Source organism: Paenibacillus sp. OT2-17 (assembly GCF_009827695.1).
GTDB classification, from domain to species: domain Bacteria; phylum Bacillota; class Bacilli; order Paenibacillales; family Paenibacillaceae; genus Paenibacillus; species Paenibacillus polymyxa_B.
Window position 1 is genome coordinate 93,431 of record NZ_WUDQ01000001.1, and the last position, 22,726, is coordinate 116,156.

At 43.6% G+C, this 22,726-nt stretch carries 24 protein-coding genes; 15 read left to right on the forward strand and 9 right to left on the reverse strand.

Annotation, left to right across the window (positions count from 1 at the left end):
• Positions 1–50: 50 nt before the first annotated feature.
• Positions 51–1,037 (reverse strand): aldo/keto reductase, encoded by a 987-nt coding sequence (locus GRP75_RS00435; RefSeq protein WP_028540908.1) that lies wholly within the window; start codon positions 1,035–1,037, stop codon positions 51–53.
• A gap of 240 nt (positions 1,038–1,277) precedes the next feature.
• Here GRP75_RS00435 and GRP75_RS00440 point away from each other — a divergent pair, with 240 nt between their 5' ends.
• Complete coding sequence (locus GRP75_RS00440; RefSeq protein ID WP_202403909.1) at positions 1,278–1,985, forward strand: phosphodiester glycosidase family protein; 708 nt, start codon at positions 1,278–1,280, stop codon at positions 1,983–1,985.
• 53 nt (positions 1,986–2,038) lie between these two features.
• Here the strand turns inward: GRP75_RS00440 and GRP75_RS29440 are convergent, their stop codons facing one another.
• Positions 2,039–2,530, reverse strand: a complete 492-nt coding sequence (locus GRP75_RS29440) for a hypothetical protein (protein WP_237448875.1) — start codon at positions 2,528–2,530, stop codon at positions 2,039–2,041.
• A 116-nt stretch (positions 2,531–2,646) separates the two neighbouring features.
• On the opposite strand from GRP75_RS29440, the gene GRP75_RS00450 reads away from it, so the two are divergent.
• Positions 2,647–3,831, forward strand: a complete 1,185-nt coding sequence (locus GRP75_RS00450) for an RCC1 domain-containing protein (protein ID WP_076264587.1) — start codon at positions 2,647–2,649, stop codon at positions 3,829–3,831.
• A gap of 204 nt (positions 3,832–4,035) precedes the next feature.
• Here GRP75_RS00450 and GRP75_RS00455 read toward each other — a convergent pair whose 3' ends face one another.
• Entirely contained in the window at positions 4,036–4,665 is a 630-nt protein-coding gene (locus GRP75_RS00455; protein WP_023991029.1) for a YfbR-like 5'-deoxynucleotidase, read from the reverse strand.
• A gap of 186 nt (positions 4,666–4,851) precedes the next feature.
• Here GRP75_RS00455 and GRP75_RS00460 point away from each other — a divergent pair, with 186 nt between their 5' ends.
• The 5 genes from GRP75_RS00460 to GRP75_RS00480 all read left to right on the forward strand — a co-directional run bounded on the left by GRP75_RS00460 (position 4,852) and on the right by GRP75_RS00480 (position 9,922).
• Positions 4,852–5,547, forward strand: coding sequence for a response regulator transcription factor (locus tag GRP75_RS00460; RefSeq protein ID WP_028540911.1), 696 nt, complete (start codon positions 4,852–4,854; stop codon positions 5,545–5,547).
• Positions 5,540–6,544: a sensor histidine kinase gene (locus GRP75_RS00465; RefSeq protein WP_069081195.1), complete on the forward strand. Its 1,005-nt coding sequence runs from the start codon at positions 5,540–5,542 to the stop codon at positions 6,542–6,544. The genes GRP75_RS00460 and GRP75_RS00465 overlap by 8 nt, the downstream gene beginning before the upstream one ends.
• 102 nt (positions 6,545–6,646) lie before the next feature.
• The gene (locus GRP75_RS00470) at positions 6,647–7,408 is read left to right on the forward strand and encodes an ABC transporter ATP-binding protein (protein ID WP_028540913.1); all 762 of its coding nucleotides are present in this window, start codon (positions 6,647–6,649) and stop codon (positions 7,406–7,408) included.
• Positions 7,398–9,338, forward strand: coding sequence for an FtsX-like permease family protein (locus tag GRP75_RS00475; protein ID WP_160788326.1), 1,941 nt, complete (start codon positions 7,398–7,400; stop codon positions 9,336–9,338). The genes GRP75_RS00470 and GRP75_RS00475 overlap by 11 nt, the downstream gene beginning before the upstream one ends.
• A gap of 188 nt (positions 9,339–9,526) precedes the next feature.
• Complete coding sequence (locus GRP75_RS00480; protein WP_160788327.1) at positions 9,527–9,922, forward strand: hypothetical protein; 396 nt, start codon at positions 9,527–9,529, stop codon at positions 9,920–9,922.
• A 6-nt stretch (positions 9,923–9,928) separates the two neighbouring features.
• On the opposite strand, the gene GRP75_RS00485 is transcribed toward GRP75_RS00480, so the two are convergent.
• Together GRP75_RS00485 and GRP75_RS00490 are read right to left on the reverse strand one after the other, a co-directional pair.
• Positions 9,929–10,903, reverse strand: coding sequence for an aldo/keto reductase family protein (locus tag GRP75_RS00485; RefSeq protein ID WP_160788328.1), 975 nt, complete (start codon positions 10,901–10,903; stop codon positions 9,929–9,931).
• A gap of 156 nt (positions 10,904–11,059) precedes the next feature.
• Positions 11,060–12,028, reverse strand: coding sequence for a radical SAM protein (locus GRP75_RS00490; RefSeq protein ID WP_160788329.1), 969 nt, complete (start codon positions 12,026–12,028; stop codon positions 11,060–11,062).
• A 233-nt stretch (positions 12,029–12,261) separates the two neighbouring features.
• Between GRP75_RS00490 and GRP75_RS00495 the strand changes: the two genes are divergently transcribed.
• The 5 genes from GRP75_RS00495 (at position 12,262) to GRP75_RS00515 (ending at position 16,428) form a co-directional block, all read left to right on the forward strand.
• Positions 12,262–12,708: a MarR family winged helix-turn-helix transcriptional regulator gene (locus tag GRP75_RS00495; protein WP_160788330.1), complete on the forward strand. Its 447-nt coding sequence runs from the start codon at positions 12,262–12,264 to the stop codon at positions 12,706–12,708.
• 69 nt (positions 12,709–12,777) lie between these two features.
• On the forward strand, positions 12,778–13,593 hold the full coding sequence (locus GRP75_RS00500; protein WP_160788331.1) for an NAD(P)H-binding protein: 816 nt from the start codon (positions 12,778–12,780) through the stop codon (positions 13,591–13,593).
• A gap of 124 nt (positions 13,594–13,717) precedes the next feature.
• Positions 13,718–14,194 carry a DsrE/DsrF/DrsH-like family protein gene (locus GRP75_RS00505; protein ID WP_023991039.1) on the forward strand — a complete coding sequence of 159 codons (477 nt, stop codon included), beginning with the start codon at positions 13,718–13,720 and terminating at the stop codon, positions 14,192–14,194.
• Between the two features lie 135 nt (positions 14,195–14,329).
• The gene (locus tag GRP75_RS00510) at positions 14,330–15,838 is read left to right on the forward strand and encodes an aminotransferase class V-fold PLP-dependent enzyme (protein WP_160788332.1); all 1,509 of its coding nucleotides are present in this window, start codon (positions 14,330–14,332) and stop codon (positions 15,836–15,838) included.
• 80 nt (positions 15,839–15,918) lie between these two features.
• Positions 15,919–16,428, forward strand: a complete 510-nt coding sequence (locus tag GRP75_RS00515; RefSeq protein WP_160788402.1) for a DUF1036 domain-containing protein — start codon at positions 15,919–15,921, stop codon at positions 16,426–16,428.
• A 102-nt stretch (positions 16,429–16,530) separates the two neighbouring features.
• On the opposite strand, the gene GRP75_RS00520 is transcribed toward GRP75_RS00515, so the two are convergent.
• A complete protein-coding gene (locus GRP75_RS00520; RefSeq protein WP_134902742.1) occupies positions 16,531–17,583 on the reverse strand; it encodes an LLM class flavin-dependent oxidoreductase in 1,053 nt (350 codons plus the stop codon).
• A 250-nt stretch (positions 17,584–17,833) separates the two neighbouring features.
• Between GRP75_RS00520 and GRP75_RS00525 the strand changes: the two genes are divergently transcribed.
• Complete coding sequence (locus GRP75_RS00525; protein ID WP_068939217.1) at positions 17,834–18,589, forward strand: AIM24 family protein; 756 nt, start codon at positions 17,834–17,836, stop codon at positions 18,587–18,589.
• 41 nt (positions 18,590–18,630) lie between these two features.
• Here the strand turns inward: GRP75_RS00525 and GRP75_RS00530 are convergent, their stop codons facing one another.
• Positions 18,631–18,969: a zinc ribbon domain-containing protein YjdM gene (locus GRP75_RS00530; RefSeq protein ID WP_013312677.1), complete on the reverse strand. Its 339-nt coding sequence runs from the start codon at positions 18,967–18,969 to the stop codon at positions 18,631–18,633.
• Positions 18,970–19,230: 261 nt separating this feature from the next.
• Complete coding sequence (locus GRP75_RS00535; RefSeq protein ID WP_160788333.1) at positions 19,231–20,097, reverse strand: SDR family oxidoreductase; 867 nt, start codon at positions 20,095–20,097, stop codon at positions 19,231–19,233.
• 137 nt (positions 20,098–20,234) lie between these two features.
• Between GRP75_RS00535 and GRP75_RS00540 the strand changes: the two genes are divergently transcribed.
• Positions 20,235–21,125 carry a diacylglycerol/lipid kinase family protein gene (locus GRP75_RS00540; RefSeq protein ID WP_075155097.1) on the forward strand — a complete coding sequence of 297 codons (891 nt, stop codon included), beginning with the start codon at positions 20,235–20,237 and terminating at the stop codon, positions 21,123–21,125.
• Positions 21,126–21,143: 18 nt separating this feature from the next.
• Here GRP75_RS00540 and GRP75_RS00545 read toward each other — a convergent pair whose 3' ends face one another.
• Positions 21,144–21,686, reverse strand: a complete 543-nt coding sequence (locus GRP75_RS00545; protein ID WP_023991046.1) for a hypothetical protein — start codon at positions 21,684–21,686, stop codon at positions 21,144–21,146.
• Between the two features lie 95 nt (positions 21,687–21,781).
• Here GRP75_RS00545 and GRP75_RS00550 point away from each other — a divergent pair, with 95 nt between their 5' ends.
• Positions 21,782–22,696: a phosphatidate cytidylyltransferase gene (locus GRP75_RS00550; protein WP_025719205.1), complete on the forward strand. Its 915-nt coding sequence runs from the start codon at positions 21,782–21,784 to the stop codon at positions 22,694–22,696.
• Positions 22,697–22,726: the final 30 nt, after the last annotated feature.

Sequence of the window (22,726 nt, forward strand, 5' to 3'; positions counted from 1 at the left end):
CACGCCGATCCGCGTGAAAGAAGGCTTTTGGGTTTATCTCATTATCTTCATTATTCAGCTTGCCAATTCGGCATCCGCTCTGCAGGATAGCGAAGGCCTGCTGCCATTCCTTTGGGGATGATTGCGTTAATAGTCTCCATTTCTTCTGCGGACAAAACCACATCAACTGCTCCTGCATTTTCCTCTAGATACGTAACCCGCTTGGTTCCTGGAATCGGTACAATTCCCTCCTGCGCAAGCAGCCATGCCAACGCCAGTTGAGAAGGTTTGACCCCTTTTTGGGCAGCAAGGTCCTTAACATGCTGCACGAGATCCAGATTTTTCTGGAAATTCTCAGGTTGAAAACGTGGCACAGAGCGACGGAAATCATCTTCTGCAAAATCATCAAACTTCTGAATTTGCCCGCTCAAAAATCCGCGTCCAAGTGGACTGTAGGCCACAAATTCGATACCCAACTCCTTACACGTCGGTATAACTTCATCTTCCGCTTCCCGGCTCCATAAAGAATATTCCGTTTGCAGCGCTGTAATCGGATGTACCTTGTGAGCGCGTCGAATGAGCCCAGGAGAAGCTTCGGACAGCCCCAAATAGCGGACTTTTCCCGCCTGAACCAAGTCACTCATCGCGCCAACCGTTTCCTCGATAGGTACATTCGGATCGACACGGTGCTGGTAGTACAAATCAATCACATCTACTCCTAGTCTTTGCAGACTGCGGTCACATGCCTCTTTTACATATTCGGGACGGCCACTTACACCCATAAATGCGCCATCTTCCCCACGCATAATGGAAAATTTAGTAGCCAATACGACTTCGTCACGGTGGCTCCGCAGGACTTGGCTAATCAGTTTTTCATTTTTCCCCACACCGTAGACATCAGCAGTATCCCAGAAGTTTATCCCTAGCTCCAGCGCACGATGAAGAGTTTTGATCGACTCCTGATCATTCAACTCACCGTAATATTCGGACATACCCATGCAGCCCAGACCCAGTGCAGATACTTGAAGGTCGCTGTTACCCAGTTGTTTCTTTTTCAATTTTTATCACTCCTAAATTATCAGAATAGTCATCGCATTTCCTAATCACTACGTCACATTCCGTATGTTACTACTTAAAGTTAACTTGAAGTCAAGTATTGTCTTGTATATGCTATTTCAAAATTTTTTAGAAAAATTTGATTTCCGGGTTGTAAGAGGCAGCTGTAAATTTCCTATATATATGAGAAACGAATTATCGCGCGAGGTTCGGTTTCAAAATAATCCAATTGGAGGTTTAACATGCCAGCAAACTACTCTTACACCAAAACGTCCGATGGTTTCCATGTTATCATCACGCCAGCTTCGAATATTCAAAATAAAAATATTCGAAGCCGGATCACACAGCAAACCGATTACGGGATTAATGGGGGCTTCTTTAACCCAATCAGCACAGCAAAGGCGCCGACCGAGTGTTTGTCTATCGCGGTCACACCTAATAATACCCATGATACTAAGGCGAATGCCAAAGGGAATAGCCGTGGTACAGCATTTGTATACACGGAGAGCAACAAAACGAAAATAGGGATTACCCGTGCTTCAAGTGTGACGGATCTCAAAAAACAAATGGGGACTTCGATTACGTATAAGTCTATTATTAGCGGCGGTAGCCTGTCGCTGAAGAAAGAGGAAGAAGCATGGCTTGAGGATTTAAAAGATATTGAAAAATTTGATTTGAGCGGAACGTTGCGATACACCGATTCCACCGGGCGAACTGGCCTGGGCTTCAAGGTCGTAAATAATGTTTGGCAGGTCTACCTGGTTGTTCATGAAAATGCGACACTGAAACAACTTCGCAATTATTTTATTAAACAGGATTGCTTTGAAGCCATTCTTCTTGATGGTGGAGGCTCGTCCGGTATTCAAGTTAAGAACTCTGCAGGCACTATGGTTAAGTATGAGCAAACACGTTATATCTACAACATGGTAAAACTCATTAATATCACCTAAGCCTTATGATATAACGTGCTTGTATAGGAGTAAGGAGGCCTTATCGGCCTCCTCTATAAATCATCCAGCACAACGATTTCCAATGCCAGGAAAACAGGTGTTACAGGGTACAGATAAGAAACTTCAATCGGTTGCCCCGCTTGTAATTCTGCTGGATTGATTAATTGCCTCCGCTGACCATCCATCTGCTTATAAATATGTGTATCTGGGACAGATATATAGACCGCTTGGATAGGTTTTTCCGTTGGATCATCACTTTGGGGTAGTTCTTTAGCAAATTGAACAGGCTGTTCAAATCGGACCAAATAGTCCATGGTGGGGGCTGCTAAGGGTTGTTCTACTTCTTTTTCAATTCTTTCAATACTTTCGATTTTGGCACGCCCTGTGTATACCGTTGTGCTTTCCAGACGGACTAAGTCAAAAATAGATTGAGCCACCGCTCCATTAGATTCGTTAACCGGCGTAGCCGATTCTGTTGTAGAACATGCAGGCAGTAATGCTGCCGCAAGCAAGACAAGGACAAGGGCAGAAACTCTATTTTTCATAAGTGATCCTCCCTAATCTGGTTTAAAGAATACGTTCACTATTAAGACGCGGACAGGAACAATTTGGTTGCTTTAGTCTGTATTTATCCATTACATTTTGAAAGGTGTGCAATTATATGTTAAAAAAACTCAGTTTGGTAGCTCTCGCTGCATCAACACTTTTAGTAGGAAGCTCTATTACGGCAAGCGCTGATTCTACTGTAAATTACGATCATTTGCTCTCGGCAGGGACCACTAACGCTTTCCTGGCCATGGAAGATGGATCTTCATTTTATGCAACGGGAAGTAACAGTGATGGCAAGCTCGGCGTAGGCGCTGGCGGAGGGAATAATAAAACAAGCCCAATGCAAGCAGATGTATCCGACATCGCAATGATTGATGCTGGTGATTTGCATTCAACTTTGCTCAAAAAAGACGGAACCATCTGGTCTTGGGGGTTTGCAAGTTACGGCGAACTAGGGACAGGGAATAAGAGGGACACGGCAAGAGTACCTGTTAAAAACAAATATATTGATAATGTTAAGGAAGTGAGAGCAGGAGGTCAATTTACGCTTGCGCTCAAAAATGACGGCACAGTGTGGGCTTATGGAGAAAACAACTTTGGACAGCTGGGGATTGGCACAAAAGGAGTTTCCGCCTTTTCCGTTAAGCCTGTTCAGGTACAAGGTTTAGAAGATATTGTATCCATTGATGCTGGTGACAGTTTTGGCGCAGCCCTGGACAAAAATAATCAGCTATGGGTATGGGGACGTGGTTATGACGGCGCACTGGGGCAGGATGACAAAGAAAACCAGCTTACCCCTGTTCAATATCGAATTGATGATATCAAAACTTTTACTGCCGGAGCTGACCGCATTTATGTACTAACGAACAGCGGAGAAGTATATGCTTCCGGGAGTAACACTTCTGGAAAGCTTGGGGATGGAACCTCTACTTTTAGAAGATCACCCGTATTGATCAATGTTTCCAATGTAAGTAGACTGAAAGCAGGCAAAACTCAAACTTTTGCACTTAAAAATGATGGAACTCTTTGGGGCTGGGGAACCAATAATGAGGGACAGGTAGGTGACGGGACCGATGTATTTTCTGTTAAAGTCCCATCCCAAGTTGTAGATGACACAAACACGCCACTAACCGATGTAGTAGCATTCAGTGCAGCAGGAACCCACTCCCATGCTTTGACAGCCGATGGGACGGTTTGGTCCTGGGGATATAACAAAAACGGCGAACTGGGAATCGGCAACACCAAGGAACAATATGCTGCCACGAAAACGAATTTCCCAAATCCTTTTTCGGAATAACTAATATTCTTATACCTTAATAAATTGTTTAAGGAATACGCTTAGCCCTCCGTTTTTCCAACCCCAAAAAAGCAATAAGGGCAGTTCAATCAACTGCCCTTATTGCTCTTTATTTTCATATAGAAGCTACTTTATTACAAATAAAACTATGATTATGTATGAACAGAAGCGCTTCAGTAGCTTCTGGACGGTAGAGAAATTCATTTACAGAGCTAAGGCTTCTTCCGTAATCTTTTTGATATCAATGGATGAAGGCGTTTCTTCCTTGACCATATCGGGCAGGATATTTTCCAAAAAATAATCAACACAGTGTAACTGAATATTCTTGATTTTCACAAGCGCATTACGATACATGACTATAAATTCTTTTTCAGTATTTCCCCGCTGTAGTTCGGCAAATGCTTCGTACACCTGATCCATCTTGTCAGCAACTTCAAGGATCAAACCTTCTACTGAATTATCTTTGCCTTCCCGCAACTGTTTGCGAAAAATAGCTTTAAAATCCTCGGGAATATTCTCTTCAATAAAATACTCAATCATACCTTCTTCGACCTGCTGGATTAATAATCGTAGTTCCTTAGAGGAATGCTTAACAGGCGTTTTGATGTCCCCAATAAAAATTTCCCCGTAATCGTGACTGCTCGTAATCTCGTATAGCTTTTTCCAGTCAATACTGACACCATTTCTCTCTTCAATATCAGCCAGCGTTTTAGCGTATTGTACTACTTTCCAAGAATGTGCCGATACGCTGTGTTCCTCGAATTTAAACTTACCCGGACAACGGATGATTCTCTCCAGCTCATTTAGCGACCGAAAATACGTGTGAATCCCCATCATTGCATCCATCCTTTAATATATATGAGATAGTCAATATAAACCCCACTATAAACCTCAACTATTAACAGCAGATTATCGCAATATCAAGTTGAATCCACACATGTAGCACATATACAATTTTTGCTATACACTTTATAAAAGGGGAGTTGCAAAATCCTAAAAAAGTATAAAGTGGTGAAATCGTTGTTCAAAATCCTACTAATTGAAGATGATGAAACTTTGTTCCATGAAATGAAGGATCGGTTAACTCAATGGAACTATGATGTGTATGGCATCCAGGATTTTAATAAAGTCATTCAGGAATTCACAACGATAAAGCCTGACCTGGTCGTGATAGATATTCAATTGCCGAAATTTGATGGGTTTCATTGGTGTCGAATGATTCGATCCCACTCTAACGTGCCCATTCTTTTCTTATCATCACGGGATCATCCTACGGATATGGTGATGTCGATGCAGCTTGGCGCGGATGATTTTATCCAAAAACCGTTTCATTTTGATGTACTCATTGCAAAATTACAGGCGACACTCCGCCGCGTATATAATTACAATACAGAACCTGTCTCCCTGAAAACATGGCGTGGAGCGACGGTCGATTATGAAAAAAACGTAGTAGCCAATGAGGCTGGCTCCATCGAATTAACCAAGAACGAAATTTTTATTTTGAAGTTGCTAATTGAACAAAAAAATAAAATTGTCGCACGAGAGGAATTAATTAAAAGCCTCTGGGATGATGAACGTTTTGTCAGCGACAATACCCTGACCGTCAACTTGAACCGCCTGCGTAAAAAATTAGACGAGCTGGATTTGGGCCGTTTCATTGAAACGAAAGTCGGGCAAGGCTATATGGCTACAGAAGAGGCACCTGCCTATGATTAAAAAATACCTTATAGAGAGGCGGAGCTGGATTCTACTGTTTGTGTGTCAGCAATTCCTGATCCTGTTCATTGCTTATGTGGATGCAGCAATTCCGTTAATGCCGATTCTTTATATCGTCTTCTTATCTATGATGATTTTCTTGGTTTTTTTAATCATTCGCTATCCCAAGGAAACCAAATTCTATACCACACTAGAAGAATGGGAGAGCCCTCTTGAACTAACGGGTATAGGCGAACCGGAGAGTCCATTTGAGCAAATCATTGAACAAAAAATCACTGACCAGACCGTACGATTACAGCAGATCATCTCGCAAAATCAATTGACACTTGAACATGAAAAAGATGAATTATTATCCTGGATTCATGAGGTAAAAACACCTTTGACCACCATGCATTTGATGATTGAGCGGTTGGACGATAAGCCCCTAAAAGCTCAGCTAACCTATGAATGGCTACGAATTCACTTACTGCTGGATCAACAGCTCCATCACAAACGCATATCCTTTATTGAAAATGATCTGTATGTCGAGCAAGTGAATTTAAAATCTCTTGTTTTTAAAGAGATCAAAGCACTACAGTCATGGTGCATCCAAAAAGGGATCGGTTTTGACATCCAATTGGAGCACATGGAAGTGCTGAGTGATGCCAAATGGCTGGCTTTTATCATCAGACAGCTCTTAACCAATGCCATCAAATATAGCGATGCCAGTGATATTATCATTCACAGCTATGTACAAAGGGATCGAATACAGCTTGAGGTCCAAGACTTTGGGCGCGGTATTGATCCGAAGGATATACCCCGTATTTTCGAGAAAGGTTTTACCTCCACAACCCAACATTCTGATCATACTTCAACGGGTATGGGGTTATATTTAACGAAAAAGGCAGCACAGTCCTTGCTCATACATATAGATGTGCACTCCAAACCGAACGTGGGTACAACCTTCACTTTAATTTTCCCCAAACGAAATGATTTCGTGAGCATGGTGAGCATGTGACAGAGATGTCACATGCTTTTATGTATTGTTCGCCCAATCAAAGGAAAAACATCGGCTCTATTTTTATAATAAGGCTACAAGAACAATAAGGAGTGCATCGAAGTGAGTATTTTAGAAGCCCATAAAATTCATAAAAGTTACGGTAATAAGTTAAATATGCAGGAGGTTTTGAAGGGAATAGATATCGTCATTGAAGAAGGAGAATTTGTCAGTATTATGGGAGCCTCCGGCTCAGGTAAAACCACACTGCTGAATGTTCTTTCCTCTATTGATAAAGTGAGCCAAGGCTCCATTAAAATCAATGATATCGAAATGACGAAAATGAAAGAAAAGCAACTGGCTGAATTTCGCAAAAAGCATTTAGGCTTTATTTTTCAAGAGTATAATCTGCTGGATACGCTAACTGTGAAGGAAAACATCCTCTTACCGTTATCCATCACCAAAACCCCTAAAAAAGAAGCCAACCAAAAATTTCAGGAAGTAGCTACAGAACTGGGAATTTATGAGCTCAAGGACAAATACCCCAATGAAATTTCGGGTGGACAGAAGCAGCGTACATCTGCGGCCAGAGCGTTTATTCATGAGCCCAGTATTATTTTTGCCGATGAACCTACGGGTGCGCTGGATTCCAAGTCGGCTTCCGATTTATTAAATAAGCTGGGCCAGTTGAATCAAAAACGCAAGGCAACCATTATTATGGTCACGCATGATCCTGTCGCTGCCAGCCATTGCAGTCGGGTCATTTTTATTAAAGATGGGCAAATGTATACGCAGCTTCACAAAGGCGAGCAGGAAAGACAAAGCTTCTTCCAGGATATCATGAAAACCCAAGGGGTCTTAGGCGGGGTCCAATATGAACATTAATCTGCTCATTCTAAAAAATTTGAAGAAAAACCTGAAAAATTATTACCTTTATGTTTTTGCTCTCATTTTCAGTGTTGCGCTCTATTTCGCTTTTGTCACATTACAATACGATCCCTCCATGGACGAAGTGAAGGGTTCTGTTAAAGGTGCAGCCTCCATACGGGCAGCATCCGTTTTACTGGTCGCCATTGTCTGCATCTTCCTTTTGTATGCTAATAATATCTTTATAAAAAGACGCAGCAAAGAAATTGGCCTATTTCAATTGATCGGAATGACTAAAAATAAAATTTTTCGCATCCTGAGTGCTGAAAACTTAATTCTATACTTCAGTTCACTATTCATCGGAATTGGGGTTGGATTTTCCTTTTCCAAATTAGTGATCATGATTTTATTTAAGACGACGGGCGTCGAAGCCATTGCCACTTTATATTTCTCTAACCAAGCACTGACTCAAACACTCATCGTTTTTGGTATCATCTACCTGTTGATCATGCTCATGAATTATTCCTTTATCAAAAGACAAAGTATTTTGTCTTTGTTCAGAGTAACCTCAACTACCGAGGGGAAAATCAAGAAAATATCTATCTATGAGATGATCATCGGGATCATTGGAGTTTCATTCATCGCTTTAGGATACTATGTTTCTTCCAAATTATTTGGCGGAGACTTTACATCCATGAATGAGTTATTTATGGCTATGGTGTTTATTTTGGGCTCTGTCATCATCGGAACACTCCTTTTTTATAAAGGATCTATCCGCTTTATTTCCAATATCATCAGAAAAAGTAAAGGCGGCTATTTGAACATTAATGAGGTGCTATCTCTCTCATCCATTATGTTCCGCATGAAATCCAATGCTTTGTTGTTGACCATTATTACAACAGTATCAGCACTTGCCATCGGTTTACTTTCCTTAAGCTATATCGCCTATTATTCTGCGGATCAAGCAGCTGAGGACAATGTGCCTTCCCATTTTGCAATGACGAATGTACCGGATGCGGAGGAATTCAAAGCGTTACTTCATGAGCATGATATAAAGTATCGTGAGAAGAAAATTGAAATCGTTCAAGTCAGTGTGAAGACAGCGCAAATTATGGAGACTCCTCTGGAAGAATTAAATGTTGGTGCCGATTCTATGACGCTGCCTGTCATAAGCGATCAATCTGTGGAGGGTGCGGATGTATCTCCAGGTCAAACGATTTTAACGGGCTATAATGATCTGTTACAGAAATTTATGTCCTTGAAAAACTTTGGTCCATTGGATTTGAAGGGAAAAAAAGAAGTCATACATCAACAATATTTGGGTCTAAAAAAGGAGTACGTGATTCCCTACTATTTCACAGCCGGTGGATTACCCACTGTCATTGTAGACGAAAGTATCTTTGAGCGGCTAAAGAAAGATGCAAATCCTGAGATTCAAAAGAAGTCATCCTTATATATTGGAATTGATATGATAAATACAGAACAGATCAAAGAAGCCGATCGTCTCTTTGCAGCTGCGAATTTTAATGATCAACAAACATCACGCCTTGAAATGAGCAGCAATCAGAAGCGGAACATGGGAGTGATCATGTTTGTAGTTGGCTTTTTAGGACTGACCTTTCTCATTACATCAGGCTGCATCCTTTATTTTAAGCAAATGGATGAGAGTGAAGACGAAAAAGCCAATTACACCGTGTTAAGAAAGTTAGGGTTCACTCAAAGTGACCTGCTTAGAGGCATTAAAATAAAACAACTCTTTAACTTCGGCATTCCACTAGTAATTGGCCTTTCACATAGCTATTTCGCCGTTCAATCTGGCTGGTTCTTGTTTGGAACTGAAATTTGGATGCCTATGATCATCGTTATGGTGCTGTACACCGCCTTATATTCCATTTTCGGGATACTATCCATCCTGTATTATAAAAAGGTCATTAAATCAGCATTGTAATCGGCAAAAAGCAAAAAAAAGCCCCAGGCGAAAGCGCTGGGGCTTTTCCAAATATTTGAGCATTTTCGTTCCTATGTGTACAATAAAATAACTATCATCGTAACCCCAAAGGGGGAGAGCTTATTTTATTATTAATCATCAATGGCATCGGCATCGTAGCCAATATCATACTCTGTTCCTCTGTAGGCGTGGCTATTATCGTAGGAATCGTCTTTTTCCTGATTGGCTTGCCTGAGTTTAAAAGATCGCCGAAACTCACGAAAAATGCTAAAAAAGATATCACCTATATTATGTCTACCCTATTAACTCTCCTTATATTCGTAGTTATTGTTTCTTGGAACCTCCATACTTCAGGTGACCTGTTTCTTGAAGGTCCGCTAACACCACAAATGAAGTTTCACTGGGGACAAAAGGTGTTGCTGCTAGGTCTACTGGAGGGCTTATGGGCTGTCATCAGCCTAAAATGGCTGTTGCCTATCTTTTTTGATCCGCTGGATCTCAGTAAGAAGCAAATCCTTGTTTTAGTAAGCGGGATTGTATTTAGTGTGGTTTCAGGTATTTATGCCATGCTTGAAGCAAGTTAAAAATGCTTAACGCAAAGGTTCAAAACCTTCTGCTTGCTTGAGAATCCGCTCAATTTCCACGCATGTCTCCGGTTGCAGCGTCACTTCGACTGCTTTTACATTTTCTTCGATTTGTGCCGGTTTAGTGGCCCCAATGAGTGCAGCGCTGATATCCGGTTCTCTCAGAATCCAGGCAAGCGCGAGCTGTGACAGGGTAATACCCAAATCCTTCGCCAGCTTATCCAGCTCCTGGACACAGTTTAGAACGGTATCGTTCATGTAACTGCTGATGACATTATTGACAGAGGCATCAGCCCCGCGGCTGCCCGTCGGTAAAGGTTGTCCAGGCTTGTATTTACCCGTGAGGATACCTTGGGCCAGAGGCGAAAATACAATTTGGCCGATACCTACCTGCCCGGATACGGGAAGTACCTCATGTTCGATATAACGTTCGAACATATTATAGATCGGCTGATTAGCAATCAGCGGGCGCAAGTTCAGCCTTTTTCCAATCCCATGGGCATCCGTGAGCTGAGCAGCACTCCATTCACTGACAGCAGCGTACAGAATCTTACCCTGAGCCTGAAGGTCATCAAGCGCTCGCAGCGTCTCTTCCAAAGGAGTACCCGAATCATAACGATGACAGAAGTACATGTCGATATAATCCGTGCCAAGACGCTTCAGACTCGCTTCACATTGCTCCATAATGTGCTTGCGTGACAGTCCCCTGTCATTGGGACCAGAATCCATAGGGAAGTAAACCTTGGTAGATAACACATAGCTCTCTCTTCGATAAGGCTTCAAGGCAGCTCCCATAGCCTTCTCGCCTTCTCCCCGGTTATACGCGTTCGCGGTATCAAAGAAATTAATCCCGAGTTCAAAGGCTTTGGCAATACAGGTATGAGCTGCTTCCTGCTCGGCAGCTGTACCGTACGTTAACCAGCTACCCAGACCGATTTCACTAATTTTAAGACCACTGTTGCCTACATTTCTATATTTCATATCTACTCCTTCTTTCATAAGAAGATCATATTTTTATATTTTAACATGTAAACCCTTTCATTAAAATCATTGATAAAGGACTCATGGAGTTATATGAAGGATATCTACCACCCTAACTGTTAGGGTGGTAGATGCTTATAGTCTCACAATCTCAAATCATATTTGCTTGCTTCCTACAGGAAAAAGCGCATCATATGCGGGACAAGGCAGTTTGTCGAGAAACTCCTGAAGCTGCTTCGGTTTATTTTTGTAAATATCCTTTAGGGATGTTCCATTATAAATATTGCCGATGACCACAGGATGGCATAGCTCACAGATCAGGATGTCCCCGTTCCCGTGAAGATGGAGCTGTTTTTTACCATCAACACAGTTGGAAAAATAAACACCAGGCTGTTCCTTGAAGCCCAGCGCTTCTGCAAAACGGTCCATACAGGTGAAATACAACACAGTATCGTCCTTTTTATGTGCAATCAGGTCATGAACGGAACGGACGAGCGCTTCCTTGGTGGAAATAGCGTTCCAGTTGGTATGATCCATTACGATGCTGTTTTGGATTTCATGGATGCGCACACCGAGTTCATATACCTTTTCGCTAATCGCTGGCATGTTGTTCTGCGTCTCGGCAAACAGCAACGTCTCCAGCACCGTTTCCAGCTTGGCTTCGGTACATAACCGGATATTTTGAACGATTTTCTCATACATGCGAGGATGAACATGATAATAGGTTGCATATTTATCGGCATCCGTGAAGTTGAAGGAGATATGAATATTGGAAAGTCCTGCATCACGCAGTTTCTCAATTCGTTCAGGGCTGAGCAAGCTGGCATTGGTATTGAGCTGGGTAGCGATGCCCTTGCTTGAGCAGTGAGCCACAATGTCCAGACAATCCTCATACTTCAAGGTCACTTCTCCCCCGGACAGTCGCACACGTTTTAACGTTGGAATGTCATCAATAATATCAATGACCTCTTTGCTGCTAATGCATTGCCCGTCGTTCCGCTGATACGCGCAGCAGTAATCACACTTGAAGTTGCAATTGGAGGTAACCCCGACTTCCAGTCCCTCCAGCCCGTAGATTCCCGGCTTTTCCAGTTCAAGTGCTTTATATTTGTTCTCTATACTCACTTTCTCATGATCCTCCCAATCTCAGGCTTAAGTCTTGAATCCCCTTGAGATTATACAGAATAGGAGCGGTTTGTAGATATGACATTGGTAACGGCGGGGCCAAACAGATACAACAGCGATAGTGACCTTGGAATCCGCCTATCAGAGCTGAAAAAATTAATTTGACAAGCACTGCCGAACTTTAGTAAATTCATATTAGTTAAGCACTTAACTACATTTATGGTGGTGATCGTTTGAAAGATCTACAGGATTACGTACTTGATTTGCCGCTGCATTCTCTGGTTTTCTTTTCACTGGTGGAAACGACAGCTGGATTAGTCGATGTCTCAGAGAAATACTGGCATTCGAAGGGAACCAATGGAGCCAGAATTCGAATTCTGGTTGAAATCATGAAGGAAGGAGGCACAATTCTCCCATCTGTGCTCGCCCAAAGGATCGGTGTCACCAAATCAAATATTAGCCTGCTGCTCACCCCGCTCGAAAACGAAGGATTCATTCGCCGGGAAGGCCATCCCATGGACGGTAGAAAATCGGTAATTTCTATAACAAGCGAAGGGCAAAGCCTTCTGCTGCGTAATTTACCCGAAAACCGGCAGAGGATTGAGGAAAAAATGCAAGTGTTGAATGATCAGGAATTGAAGCAGCTCCTTTCCCTGCTCAACAAATTAAAGAGGACGTAATGCAGCTTTTTTACTCAATTGGTTAAGTCCTAAACTAAAATCCCATTTGTATAAAAAGGATGATATTCCATGTCAATTGTTATTACTGGAGCCAATGGTCAATTGGGGAGCCTAATCATACAACAGCTCCTTCAAAAAGTCTCACCTCATGAAATTACCGCTTGTGTTCGCCACCTTGAAACCGGAAAACACTATGAGGCACAGGGAATTACAGTACGATTGGGTGACTACGATCAACCCGATTCACTTGAGCAAGCATTCGCGGGTGCTTCCCAACTGTTGTTGATTTCAAGTTCACATCCCGACGATACGATTCGTATTCGTCAACATACCCATATCATAGAAGCAGCTAAAAAATGTGAAGTAGAACACATTTTATACACCAGCTTTGCCTTTTCTGAAGCCAGCTCTATCCCCCTTTCCAATCTGCATTTGGCTACAGAACACGCCATTTGTACCACTGGAATTCCTTACACTTTTCTACGGAATGCATTATATACTGATTTTGTCAAAACTCTTGACCTGAACGCCGCCATAGCGAAGGGCGCACTCGATATTTACCCTGGAGAGTGGAAATTTAACACCGTCACGCGTTGGGATCTTGCCAGAGGGATCGCAGCAGTGCTATCCGATCCAGACCGCCATAAGAACAAGAAATATGAATTTGTCTCCTCCAGTCCCTGGACCTTTTCAGACTTGACAGCAGCTTTGACCGAGCTTACAGGCAGATCCGTCTCCCTCCGTCATGACCCCCAAATCAAAAATTGGATATTTGGGTTCTTGAGCAAAATAGATACGCGCTCCACGTCGGATGATTTGGAACAGTTGATCGGTGGTCCGCTCACTTCACTGAAAGAAAGCATCCGGCCCTTTATCTCCATATGAAAAGCAACGCTAAAAATTTCTTGGCAACACCCACTCCATAAATTGTGAGCAATATGTGAACTGGGCATACTTCTCATTCCCAAATCCATACTGAATATATCTGTTGGTAATGGAGGCGGGAATTATGGATAAAAGGATGAATCTGCTTATGTTCAGCGGCGATTATGATAAGGCAATGGCTGGACTGATTCTGGCAAATACGGCACGGGAATTGGACGTGGACGTGACGATGTTTTTTGCGTTCTGGGGACTATTTCTGGTTCGTGACCCTGACAAGATGACGTTTGAGGACAAGACGATTTATGAAAAAATCATGGGCTGGATGACTCCAAAAGGACCCGAAGAGCTGCCATTATCCAAAATGAATTTTAGCGGCCTTGGCAAGCTGATGCTGACGGAAATGATCGAAGATAATGAAGCCCCGAAGCTCATTCATTTCTTGAAAGGAGCGCGAAAGAAAAATGTAAAATTTTATGCCTGTAAGCTATCGGTCGATATTATGGGTTTTAAACCGGAAGAATTTATACCTGAACTGGAAATTATCGAGGCCAAAACGTATCTAAAAGATGCGCTCGAATCCGATATGCAGTTGTTTATATAAGATAGACCTACTGCCTTATCCCGCTTTTGGATGAGGCTTTTATTGTGACTAAATGATGACACTCGCCTATTTTTTTTAACCCATTCGGGCCTACCTACGTACCCTAAGAAGACAGAACGACTTGGGAGGCGCCGTATGCTCATGGCTCGAATTGGAAGCAGTAATTGTAGGTATCAGCCTTCTAACGAGGCTTATTTCCAAAGGTATCGTGAAAGTACAATCGGATATCACCAGACCTTTGAATCTCCATATGGGCAAAAAAAGCTGATTTATGCGGATTGGGCAGCCAGCGGCCGTCTGTATGGACCCATCGAGTCGAAAATAGCAAATGAATTAGGCCCTTTTGTGGCGAACACACATACGGAGTCTAATTTGACAGGGACTCTGATGACCCAAGCCTATGAAGAAGCGAAACAAATCATTAAAAGCCACGTTCATGCCAATGAACATGATATCATCCTGTTCGCCGGGTCTGGTATGACAGGTGCAGTGAATAAGCTTCAGCGACTGTTAGGATTGAAAATACATGAAAATTTAAAGCCCCTCTACCCCATCGCCGAAAAAGAACGTCCCGTTATTTTCGTTACACACATGGAGCACCACTCCAATCATATTTCCTGGGCAGAAACCATTGGAGACGTTGTGTGTCTTCCTCCAGGTCCTGGCGGGATGGTCGATCCAACTCATCTCGAACGACTGCTGCTTCAATTCCGGCATCGCCCTATCAAAATCGGCGCCTTTACCGCCTGCTCCAATGTTACAGGGTTCGAAGTGCCGATTTACCAGCTAGCCCGCAAAATGCACGAACATGGCGGCGTTTGTTTCGTTGATTTTTCGGCAAGCGCACCTTATACCGAGATCAACATGCACCGCACAGATCCCCTTGAGAAGCTGGATGGGATTGTATTTTCACCCCACAAATTTCTTGGGGGTCCCGGTACAAGCGGCGTTTTAATTATGGATTCGAGGCTGTGCCTCAATTGTGCTCCAGATCAGCCAGGAGGGGGCACAGTTAGCTGGACCAATCCTTGGGGTGGATACGAGTATAAAGATAATACTGAAGCCCGCGAGGATGGAGGGACGCCTGCCTTTCTACAGGCCGTTCGAACGGCGCTCTGCATTCGGCTGAAGGAGCAAATGGGATACAACCGCATGTTGGAGCGCAAAAAGGAAGTAACATCATTATTACTAAAAAGCTTGAATACCATACCAGGGCTACACATTTTAGGAGGAAGCAGCCAAGAACGAATGGGAATCGTTTCTTTCGTTGTCGGCCATATTCACTATAACCTGATTGTAAAACTATTGAATGATCGGTTTGGCATTCAGGTCCGGGGCGGCTGCTCTTGTGCAGGCCCCTACGGACATTATTTGCTGGGCATCGACCAGCAAACATCTAAACAAATGACAGACCTGATCCATGCGGGAGACTTATCTCGAAAACCCGGCTGGGTGCGTCTGTCGCTCCATCCCATGATGACGAATCAGGAAGTCTCCTATATCGCCTCTTCCTTACGAGCAATCGTGGAAAACATCACGACCTGGCAAAAAGATTATATCTATCAACCAGATACGAATGAATGGCGATCTATGAATGAACATCACAAAATAGACATCAGCAAATGGTTTAATTTTAGTGATTAAGAGACTCCTGTCCGTTCCCTTCTTTCAAAACTCTCATAGGATACACTGTAAATTACTATATGAGGAAAGAAGTGACGACAATGGGTCTCAATTTTCGCAACAGTACTAGTGCGGCTATCTTTGTGGTCTTCGCCTACCCGGACTTCAGCTGTAGTCCTGTTAACTACTCTAAAACAGGCTGGTACCGCGTTAACCCCGGACAGACTGTTCAGTTGTGGAGCGGCTTCGCAGGAGGTAATACGTTCTTTTATTACGCTGAAGATGATTTTGGACGCGAATGGCGGGGTTCATATTTCACTCAAGTTCCTGAGAATGCCTTCAATTGGTGCTGGGATACAGGCTGTACCACTTGTAGAAGCGTGGGACTGCGGAGAATCGCAGTTAGCCCGTTCGTCTTCGACTATACTATCAACTTTGTAACGAGCAGCAGTCAAAGAAAACCTGCATCTTCCACACTCCGCATGACATTGCCTTCCAAAGCAACCCAAGAGAAACCTATTTTGCGCAGAGTTCCTGCAACACCTAAGAGACTAAAACAAGGGAAGCCTCAATTACAGAAACGCATCACGCATAAAAAACGGACAAAATAAACAACGATCTATCAGCTCACATATAGTTTTTTAGAACCCAAAAAAGGAGCGACCTCACCCCCATGGCCTGCTCCTTTCTCTTTTATCTATGAGGTAACCCGCTTATTTACTCTCGGATTCCCACTTGGATATCTCTTCACGCACCCGTGGTGCTACCTCTGTTCCCAATAGCTCAATAGCTCTCATGACATCATCATGCGGCATCGTCCCAACGGGTACGTGGAGCAGAAAACGTGTAATGCCTACCTGTTTACGCAGATGGATGATTTTCTTGGCAACCGTGTCGGAATCTCCTACATACAACGCTCCTTCAAAGCTGCGTGCGGCATCGAAGCTGGAGCGAGTGTAAGGACCCCAACCCCGTTCACGCCCAAGCACATTCATGCTCTGCTGGGTGGAAGGGAAGAACTTATCCGCTGCCAGCTCAGTCGTCTCTGCGATAAAACCATGTGAGTGTGATGCAACCGGAAGCAGCGATGCATCATGACCAGCATGCCTAGCGGCTTTTTTATACAGTTCCACCAACGGGGCAAACTGTACAGGACTACCCCCAATAATCGCCAGAACCAGCGGCAATCCGAGCAAGCCTGCACGAACCACAGATTCCTGATTGCCCCCACTTCCAATCCATACGGGCAACGGATTTTGAACTGGACGCGGATACACGCCCAAATTGTTGATTGCCGGCCGATGTCCGCCTTTCCAGGTAACTTTCTCGGATTCCCGTATTTTCAATAATAGCTCCAGCTTTTCATCGAATAACTCATCGTAGTTATCCAAATCATACCCAAATAACGGGAACGATTCGATAAAAGAACCCCGGCCTGCCATAATCTCAGCTCGTCCATTCGAAATGCCGTCTAGTGTAGCAAAATCCTGAAACACACGTACGGGATCATCCGATGAAAGCACCGTAACTGCACTGGTTAACCGAATTCGTTGGGTCTGCGCAGCAGCAGCAGCGAGGATAACAGCCGGAGCAGATGCTGCATAATCTTTACGATGATGCTCCCCCACGCCGTACACATCCAGCCCTACCTGATCTGCAAGCACAATCTCCTCGACAACTTCACGTATTCGTTGTGCATGACTGATGACCTCACCCGTTTGGGGATCCGGCGTTGTTTCTACAAACGTGCTTATCCCTATCTCCACTTGTTCTACCCCCTATTTTCATGCCCTATTCTCATACGGCTGCTTTCGAAGCCAATCATTTTAAAAACCGATATCTTTATATTGAACCTTTTTTGCATCTTTTTCAAGCTCTCTTTTTCTGAGTCTGAAAACCAGCCAAGGGAAGTGTCTAGATTCGCCGCAGGAAAAGAAGTCTCTTTGTCGAATATTGTATGGAATAAAGAAGATTCCCATCCCACAACATGAATACAACAAGGAGGCACATACATTTATGGCTTTTGTCATTAACAATTTAAAGGATAACAGCAATGTTGCCATCACTGACCAATTAGGCGGATTTACGGTACTGGAATACATAACAGATTTGAGTTCCACCTCGGTGGAGGCTGCGAAAAACAATTACTATATGAGCAAAAGTAATATGCGCCGCAAACAACTCATGATCGAAATCAACAATAGTGAGATTATGATGAAGGCGGGAGCCATGCAATATACTGTGGGTAGCATGGAAATGACTACCGGTGTAAAAGGCGTTGGAGGCTTAATGCGAAACTTGGTGTCCGGTGCTGTAACCGGGACAGGTGCCATTAAACCACACTATAAAGGCACGGGTACCATCATGCTGGAGCCTACCTACCAATATATTTGGCTTATTGATGTGGACAATGACGATATTGCCATCGAAGACGGCTTGTTTTTGGCTTGTGACACCACGCTAGACATATCCGTCGTTGCACGTAGTAATCTTTCCTCTGCTGCACTGGGTGGAGAAGGGTTATTTAATTTAAGCGCCCGCGGAAAAGGAGTGCTTGCACTTCAAGCTCCGATCCCTTCCGAAGAAGCGGTCGTTATAGAATTGCAAAATGATGTGCTGAAGGTGGATGGTAACTTCGCCCTCATGTGGTCCAATACCTTACAGTTCACCGTCGAAAAATCCGGGAAAACCAAAATGGGCTCGGCTGCTTCCGGCGAAGGGCTAGTAAATGTGTACAGGGGAACAGGAACCGTATGGTTAGCACCATTATAAACATAAAAAAGGAGAAGCCCCGGCTTCTCCTTTCTTACATTTTAATTCTTTTTTACAAACTCCGATTTTAGCTTCATTGCTCCAAAACCATCAATTTTGCAGTCAATATCGTGATCGCCATCTACCAGACGGATGTTTTTTACTTTGGTGCCGATTTTCAAGACGGATGAGCTTCCCTTCACTTTAAGGTCTTTAATGACCGTTACAGAGTCACCATCCTGCAGAATGTTACCATTCGCATCTTTGACGACCTTTACGTCTTCACTACTTGCTTCTGACTCGGTAGACCACTCATGAGCGCATTCCGGGCAAATGAAAAGACTGCGATCCTCATAAGTGTACTCTGAATTACATTCAGGACAATTTGGTAAATTAGACATGGTATTATGTACTCCATTCATTTTCAAATTCTACTGCTATGCTAAGCTTCCTTGATAGACCAAGCTTGCTCCAAGTCTTCCTTGGAGTTCCCTACAAGTATATTGGATAATCCGTCACGATTCCACTCATCGATGAAACTAATCTGAGTATTGTTGTATCTTATATGTAAGCGTTCTGTCTGCTGAAAATGCCGAGAGGTAAACATGTAATTAAAAAGGATGCTGTCTTCCTAGGCAGCATCCTTTTTTACGGCACGTTTATTATGCTTGGGTTTGCTTGATCAGTTCACTAATTCCTTGACTAAGCGGCGTAAGGGGGCGTTTCAACAGCTTCTCGAAGTCGTTGCTTACGACATCCAAGGCTCCTTCACGAATTGCTTGTTGAATACCGACCACAATAGGGATGGCACCTTCCGGGACTCCCGCACCGAGCATAACCTCGGCATACGTAGCATCATCCACCTGCTGTACAGGTACGTCTTTGCCCAGAACCTCAGCAAGTACCGCTGCAAACTCTTCTTGGGTAATCGGCTTACCGGAGAGCTCATATATTGTATTCTCATGCCCTTCGCCAGACAAAACGGTTGCAGCTGCTTGCGCATAATCTGCGCGGGTAGCCCAACCTACTTTACCGGACCCTGCCGAGGTTAGCCAAGGAGCTCCCGCGAGTACGGATTGGATCGTGCCTGACTCATTCTCCAGATACCAATTATTACGCAGGAAGGAGTAAGGAATGCCTGACTCACGAATGAACTCCTCCGTGATGCGATGTACGGGCGCAAGGAATAGAGTGCTGTCAGCGGCATTGGCAGCGCTAGTATAGGCGATGAAGCCTACTCCAGCACGCACAGCAGCATCAACAGCCGCTTTATGCTGACGGATTCTAGTATCATTATCCCCGTCTGCGGATATAATCAGCAGTCGATCTACTCCAGCAAACGCCTGATCCAGCGTCTCCGGTTTATCAAAATCGCCATGACGAACGTCAACACCACGAGACCGTAAGTTCTCTGCTTTTTCTGGATTTCTTACGCTAACAATAAGATCGTTTGCGGAGACAAATGTAAGCAACGTATCTATCACGATGGAACCCAGTTGCCCCGTTGCTCCTGTTAATGCAATTTTCATATGAAATCCTCCATTCAAATTGTATTCACTTTTATATAGTAACTAAAAATATAACACATGTCTAATCTAGAGTCTAAAGGTCTGCTTTTCGGGTAAGAGTTGGTAACCAGACTTTCCCCAGAGAAAGGAACATGTATATGAAGAAAGCTATGATTATTGTAAATCCCTCTTCCGGCAAAGAGGAATCCCTCCAACATGTCAGAAGCGTAGAAGAAATTCTACGTGATCAAGGATACGTTGTTACGGTTAAAGAGACGGCAAAGGAACTGGACGCCACTCGTTTTTGCGTCAATGCGTGTGAGGAAGCTTGTGACCTAGTCGTTTCCATCGGCGGGGATGGCACACTTCACGAAACAATCAACGGTTTCATTGATCAAGACCATCGTCCAAGACTGGGTGTCATTCCTCTGGGGACAGTCAATGATTTTGCCCGTGCCTTGCAAATTCCGCTAAGTCCCGAGCTGGCGATCCGTACACTGACTTCTACCCGCGTGAAAAACGTAGATATGGGTCTCTTAAACGGCCGGATGTTTGCCAATGTGGTTGCCACAGGTTCGCTTGCTGAATCGCTATCAGCTGTATCATCAGACGATAAATCCATGTTTGGCACGTTTGCCTACTTCAAAGAAGGCATGAAAGAGCTTATCAGCCATCCTGCCCACTCACTTATCGTCCGCTATGATGACAATATCTGGGAAGGAAAATCCCCACTCTTTTTGGCTACTTTGACCAATTCAGTTGGCGGATTCGAGAAACTGGCGCCCGATGCGGCTGTTGACGATGGTCTGCTTCACTGCTTTATTTTCAAAAACCTCAATATATTGAACACCGTGACGGCCAGCATATCCTTATTTTTAGGCAACCTGAAGGATCATAGTGATATCGTTTACTTTACCGCAAAGCATGTAAGTGTCAGCTCTGCAGAACCGGTCAGTACGAATGTAGATGGTGAGGAAGGGCCGTCTTTGCCTATCGAGCTTGGTATTTTACCGCGTCATATTGAGGTAATTGTGCCGGAAGAGGTTTAAGTAATGCGGTGCTGGTCCTCAAGCTTGAGGATCATACTCGCTCAATTTCCCCTCGTAGATCAAATGGAATCGATCACTTTGACGAAAATCGTCTGGCGTAACAAGAGCGGGCAACTTGTTCCATATTTTTATGCCGGATCGCTGTAAAATTTCCGCAACGAATTGCGAACAAAAATAAGAATTGCTGAACTCGACTGGTTCTTTGAGCGCAATACCAATCAAACCCAGTAAGTTATACATATATTTTTGACGACTTCGGATAAATACATGTAAAACTCGCTTCATTTTTTCAACTTCACGGTCGGTTACTTGAAGCTCGTAGATAACACATGTTGTATTCGGAAATCTGCTGTATGTACCTGTCTTAATATCCTCTTTCACGAAACCACCATCCAGAGGGTTATTAGGGGTCTTTCTCCCGAAGCTGTATAACTCCGAAAGTTCCCGGTTGAAGGAAATGGAGGCGTGATTGTATGGCGCTCTCGTATAGCTTTTAATGACTCTCGTAAGAAACGTTCCCGTATTCGTAAGCAAGATAAAGACGGATTGATCTGCTACCATTTACGAAATTTCCCCTTATCAAGTTTGAATTATTCCTTCATAATAACATAGGAACCTTAATGGAATCCTATTTCGCGATAAGTTGGTGAGTGGTAATGGACAGTTCGCTATTAACGTTAATCCTTATTTTCGCAGCCTTATTGGTCATCCATCTGATTTATATAGTGGTAGTCAAAACACAGCCAGACAAAGACTATGCAGCTATTGGGCTTCGCATCAAGACATGGTGGGGTATGTTCTTTATCTTTTGCTTGGCAACTCTTTTCAATCCGATCGTTTCACTGCTTTCCTTGATGGCACTCACCTTTTTTGCGCTAAAAGAATACTTTTCCATGATTAGATCCAGAAAAGCTGATCGCAGATTGTTTCTATGGGCGTACTTAGCGATTCCCGTACAATTTTATTGGATTTATATCGGGTGGTACGGAATGTTTATTGTCTTTATCCCTATCTATGTATTCTTACTGCTACCGCTCCCGCGATTGATCAACAAAGGAACGGTTGGTTTTTTGCGCAGTGTCAGTTCGACCCAATGGGGGCTCATGCTGATGGTTTTCGGGTTGAGTCATCTGGCCTATTTTCAGTTTGCTACGCCGCAATACGGAGCAAAACTTGTACTTTTTCTAGTGGTACTGACGCAGCTCAATGATGTCGTACACTATCTAGCATCACTCTATTTCGGAAAGCGGAAAATCGTCCCGACATCCAATCCCAATATAACTTGGGAAGGCTTTGCATTCGCTTTTCCCGTAACCATAGCGGCTTCCTATCTTATCTATCCCTATCTGACGCCGTTTGACCTGAAATTTGGAATTATTTTCGGCATGCTGATCAGCTTGAGCGGTTTCTTCGGTAGCTTAACGGTTTCCGTGCTGAAGCGGGATTTATTAATCGGCGATGATGATAAGTTCGATGCTTTGAAAAAAAGCTATTTAAGTCGGGTGGATAGCTTGACCTACACCTCGCCCGTCTTTTTTCACGTGATCCGTTATTTTTTTGACTTTATGTAGCGATTACATGGCTCAAACCTCGTATGAATA

What these genes read in the sequence shown, in the direction of transcription:
- GRP75_RS00465 (WP_069081195.1), top strand. Translation starts at nt 5,540, where the DNA reads ATGATTAAAAAATACCTTATAGAGAGGCGGAGCTGGATTCTACTGTTT.
- GRP75_RS00545 (WP_023991046.1), bottom strand. Translation starts at nt 21,686, where the DNA reads ATGGTAGCAGATCAATCCGTCTTTATCTTGCTTACGAATACGGGAACG.
- GRP75_RS00485 (WP_160788328.1), bottom strand. Translation starts at nt 10,903, where the DNA reads ATGAAATATAGAAATGTAGGCAACAGTGGTCTTAAAATTAGTGAAATC.
- GRP75_RS00515 (WP_160788402.1), top strand. Translation starts at nt 15,919, where the DNA reads ATGGGTCTCAATTTTCGCAACAGTACTAGTGCGGCTATCTTTGTGGTC.
- GRP75_RS00475 (WP_160788326.1), top strand. Translation starts at nt 7,398, where the DNA reads ATGAACATTAATCTGCTCATTCTAAAAAATTTGAAGAAAAACCTGAAA.
- GRP75_RS00540 (WP_075155097.1), top strand. Translation starts at nt 20,235, where the DNA reads ATGAAGAAAGCTATGATTATTGTAAATCCCTCTTCCGGCAAAGAGGAA.
- GRP75_RS00500 (WP_160788331.1), top strand. Translation starts at nt 12,778, where the DNA reads ATGTCAATTGTTATTACTGGAGCCAATGGTCAATTGGGGAGCCTAATC.
- GRP75_RS00505 (WP_023991039.1), top strand. Translation starts at nt 13,718, where the DNA reads ATGGATAAAAGGATGAATCTGCTTATGTTCAGCGGCGATTATGATAAG.
- GRP75_RS00550 (WP_025719205.1), top strand. Translation starts at nt 21,782, where the DNA reads ATGGACAGTTCGCTATTAACGTTAATCCTTATTTTCGCAGCCTTATTG.
- GRP75_RS29440 (WP_237448875.1), bottom strand. Translation starts at nt 2,530, where the DNA reads ATGAAAAATAGAGTTTCTGCCCTTGTCCTTGTCTTGCTTGCGGCAGCA.
- GRP75_RS00510 (WP_160788332.1), top strand. Translation starts at nt 14,330, where the DNA reads ATGCTCATGGCTCGAATTGGAAGCAGTAATTGTAGGTATCAGCCTTCT.
- GRP75_RS00530 (WP_013312677.1), bottom strand. Translation starts at nt 18,969, where the DNA reads ATGTCTAATTTACCAAATTGTCCTGAATGTAATTCAGAGTACACTTAT.
- GRP75_RS00450 (WP_076264587.1), top strand. Translation starts at nt 2,647, where the DNA reads ATGTTAAAAAAACTCAGTTTGGTAGCTCTCGCTGCATCAACACTTTTA.
- GRP75_RS00535 (WP_160788333.1), bottom strand. Translation starts at nt 20,097, where the DNA reads ATGAAAATTGCATTAACAGGAGCAACGGGGCAACTGGGTTCCATCGTG.
- GRP75_RS00455 (WP_023991029.1), bottom strand. Translation starts at nt 4,665, where the DNA reads ATGGGGATTCACACGTATTTTCGGTCGCTAAATGAGCTGGAGAGAATC.
- GRP75_RS00440 (WP_202403909.1), top strand. Translation starts at nt 1,278, where the DNA reads ATGCCAGCAAACTACTCTTACACCAAAACGTCCGATGGTTTCCATGTT.
- GRP75_RS00525 (WP_068939217.1), top strand. Translation starts at nt 17,834, where the DNA reads ATGGCTTTTGTCATTAACAATTTAAAGGATAACAGCAATGTTGCCATC.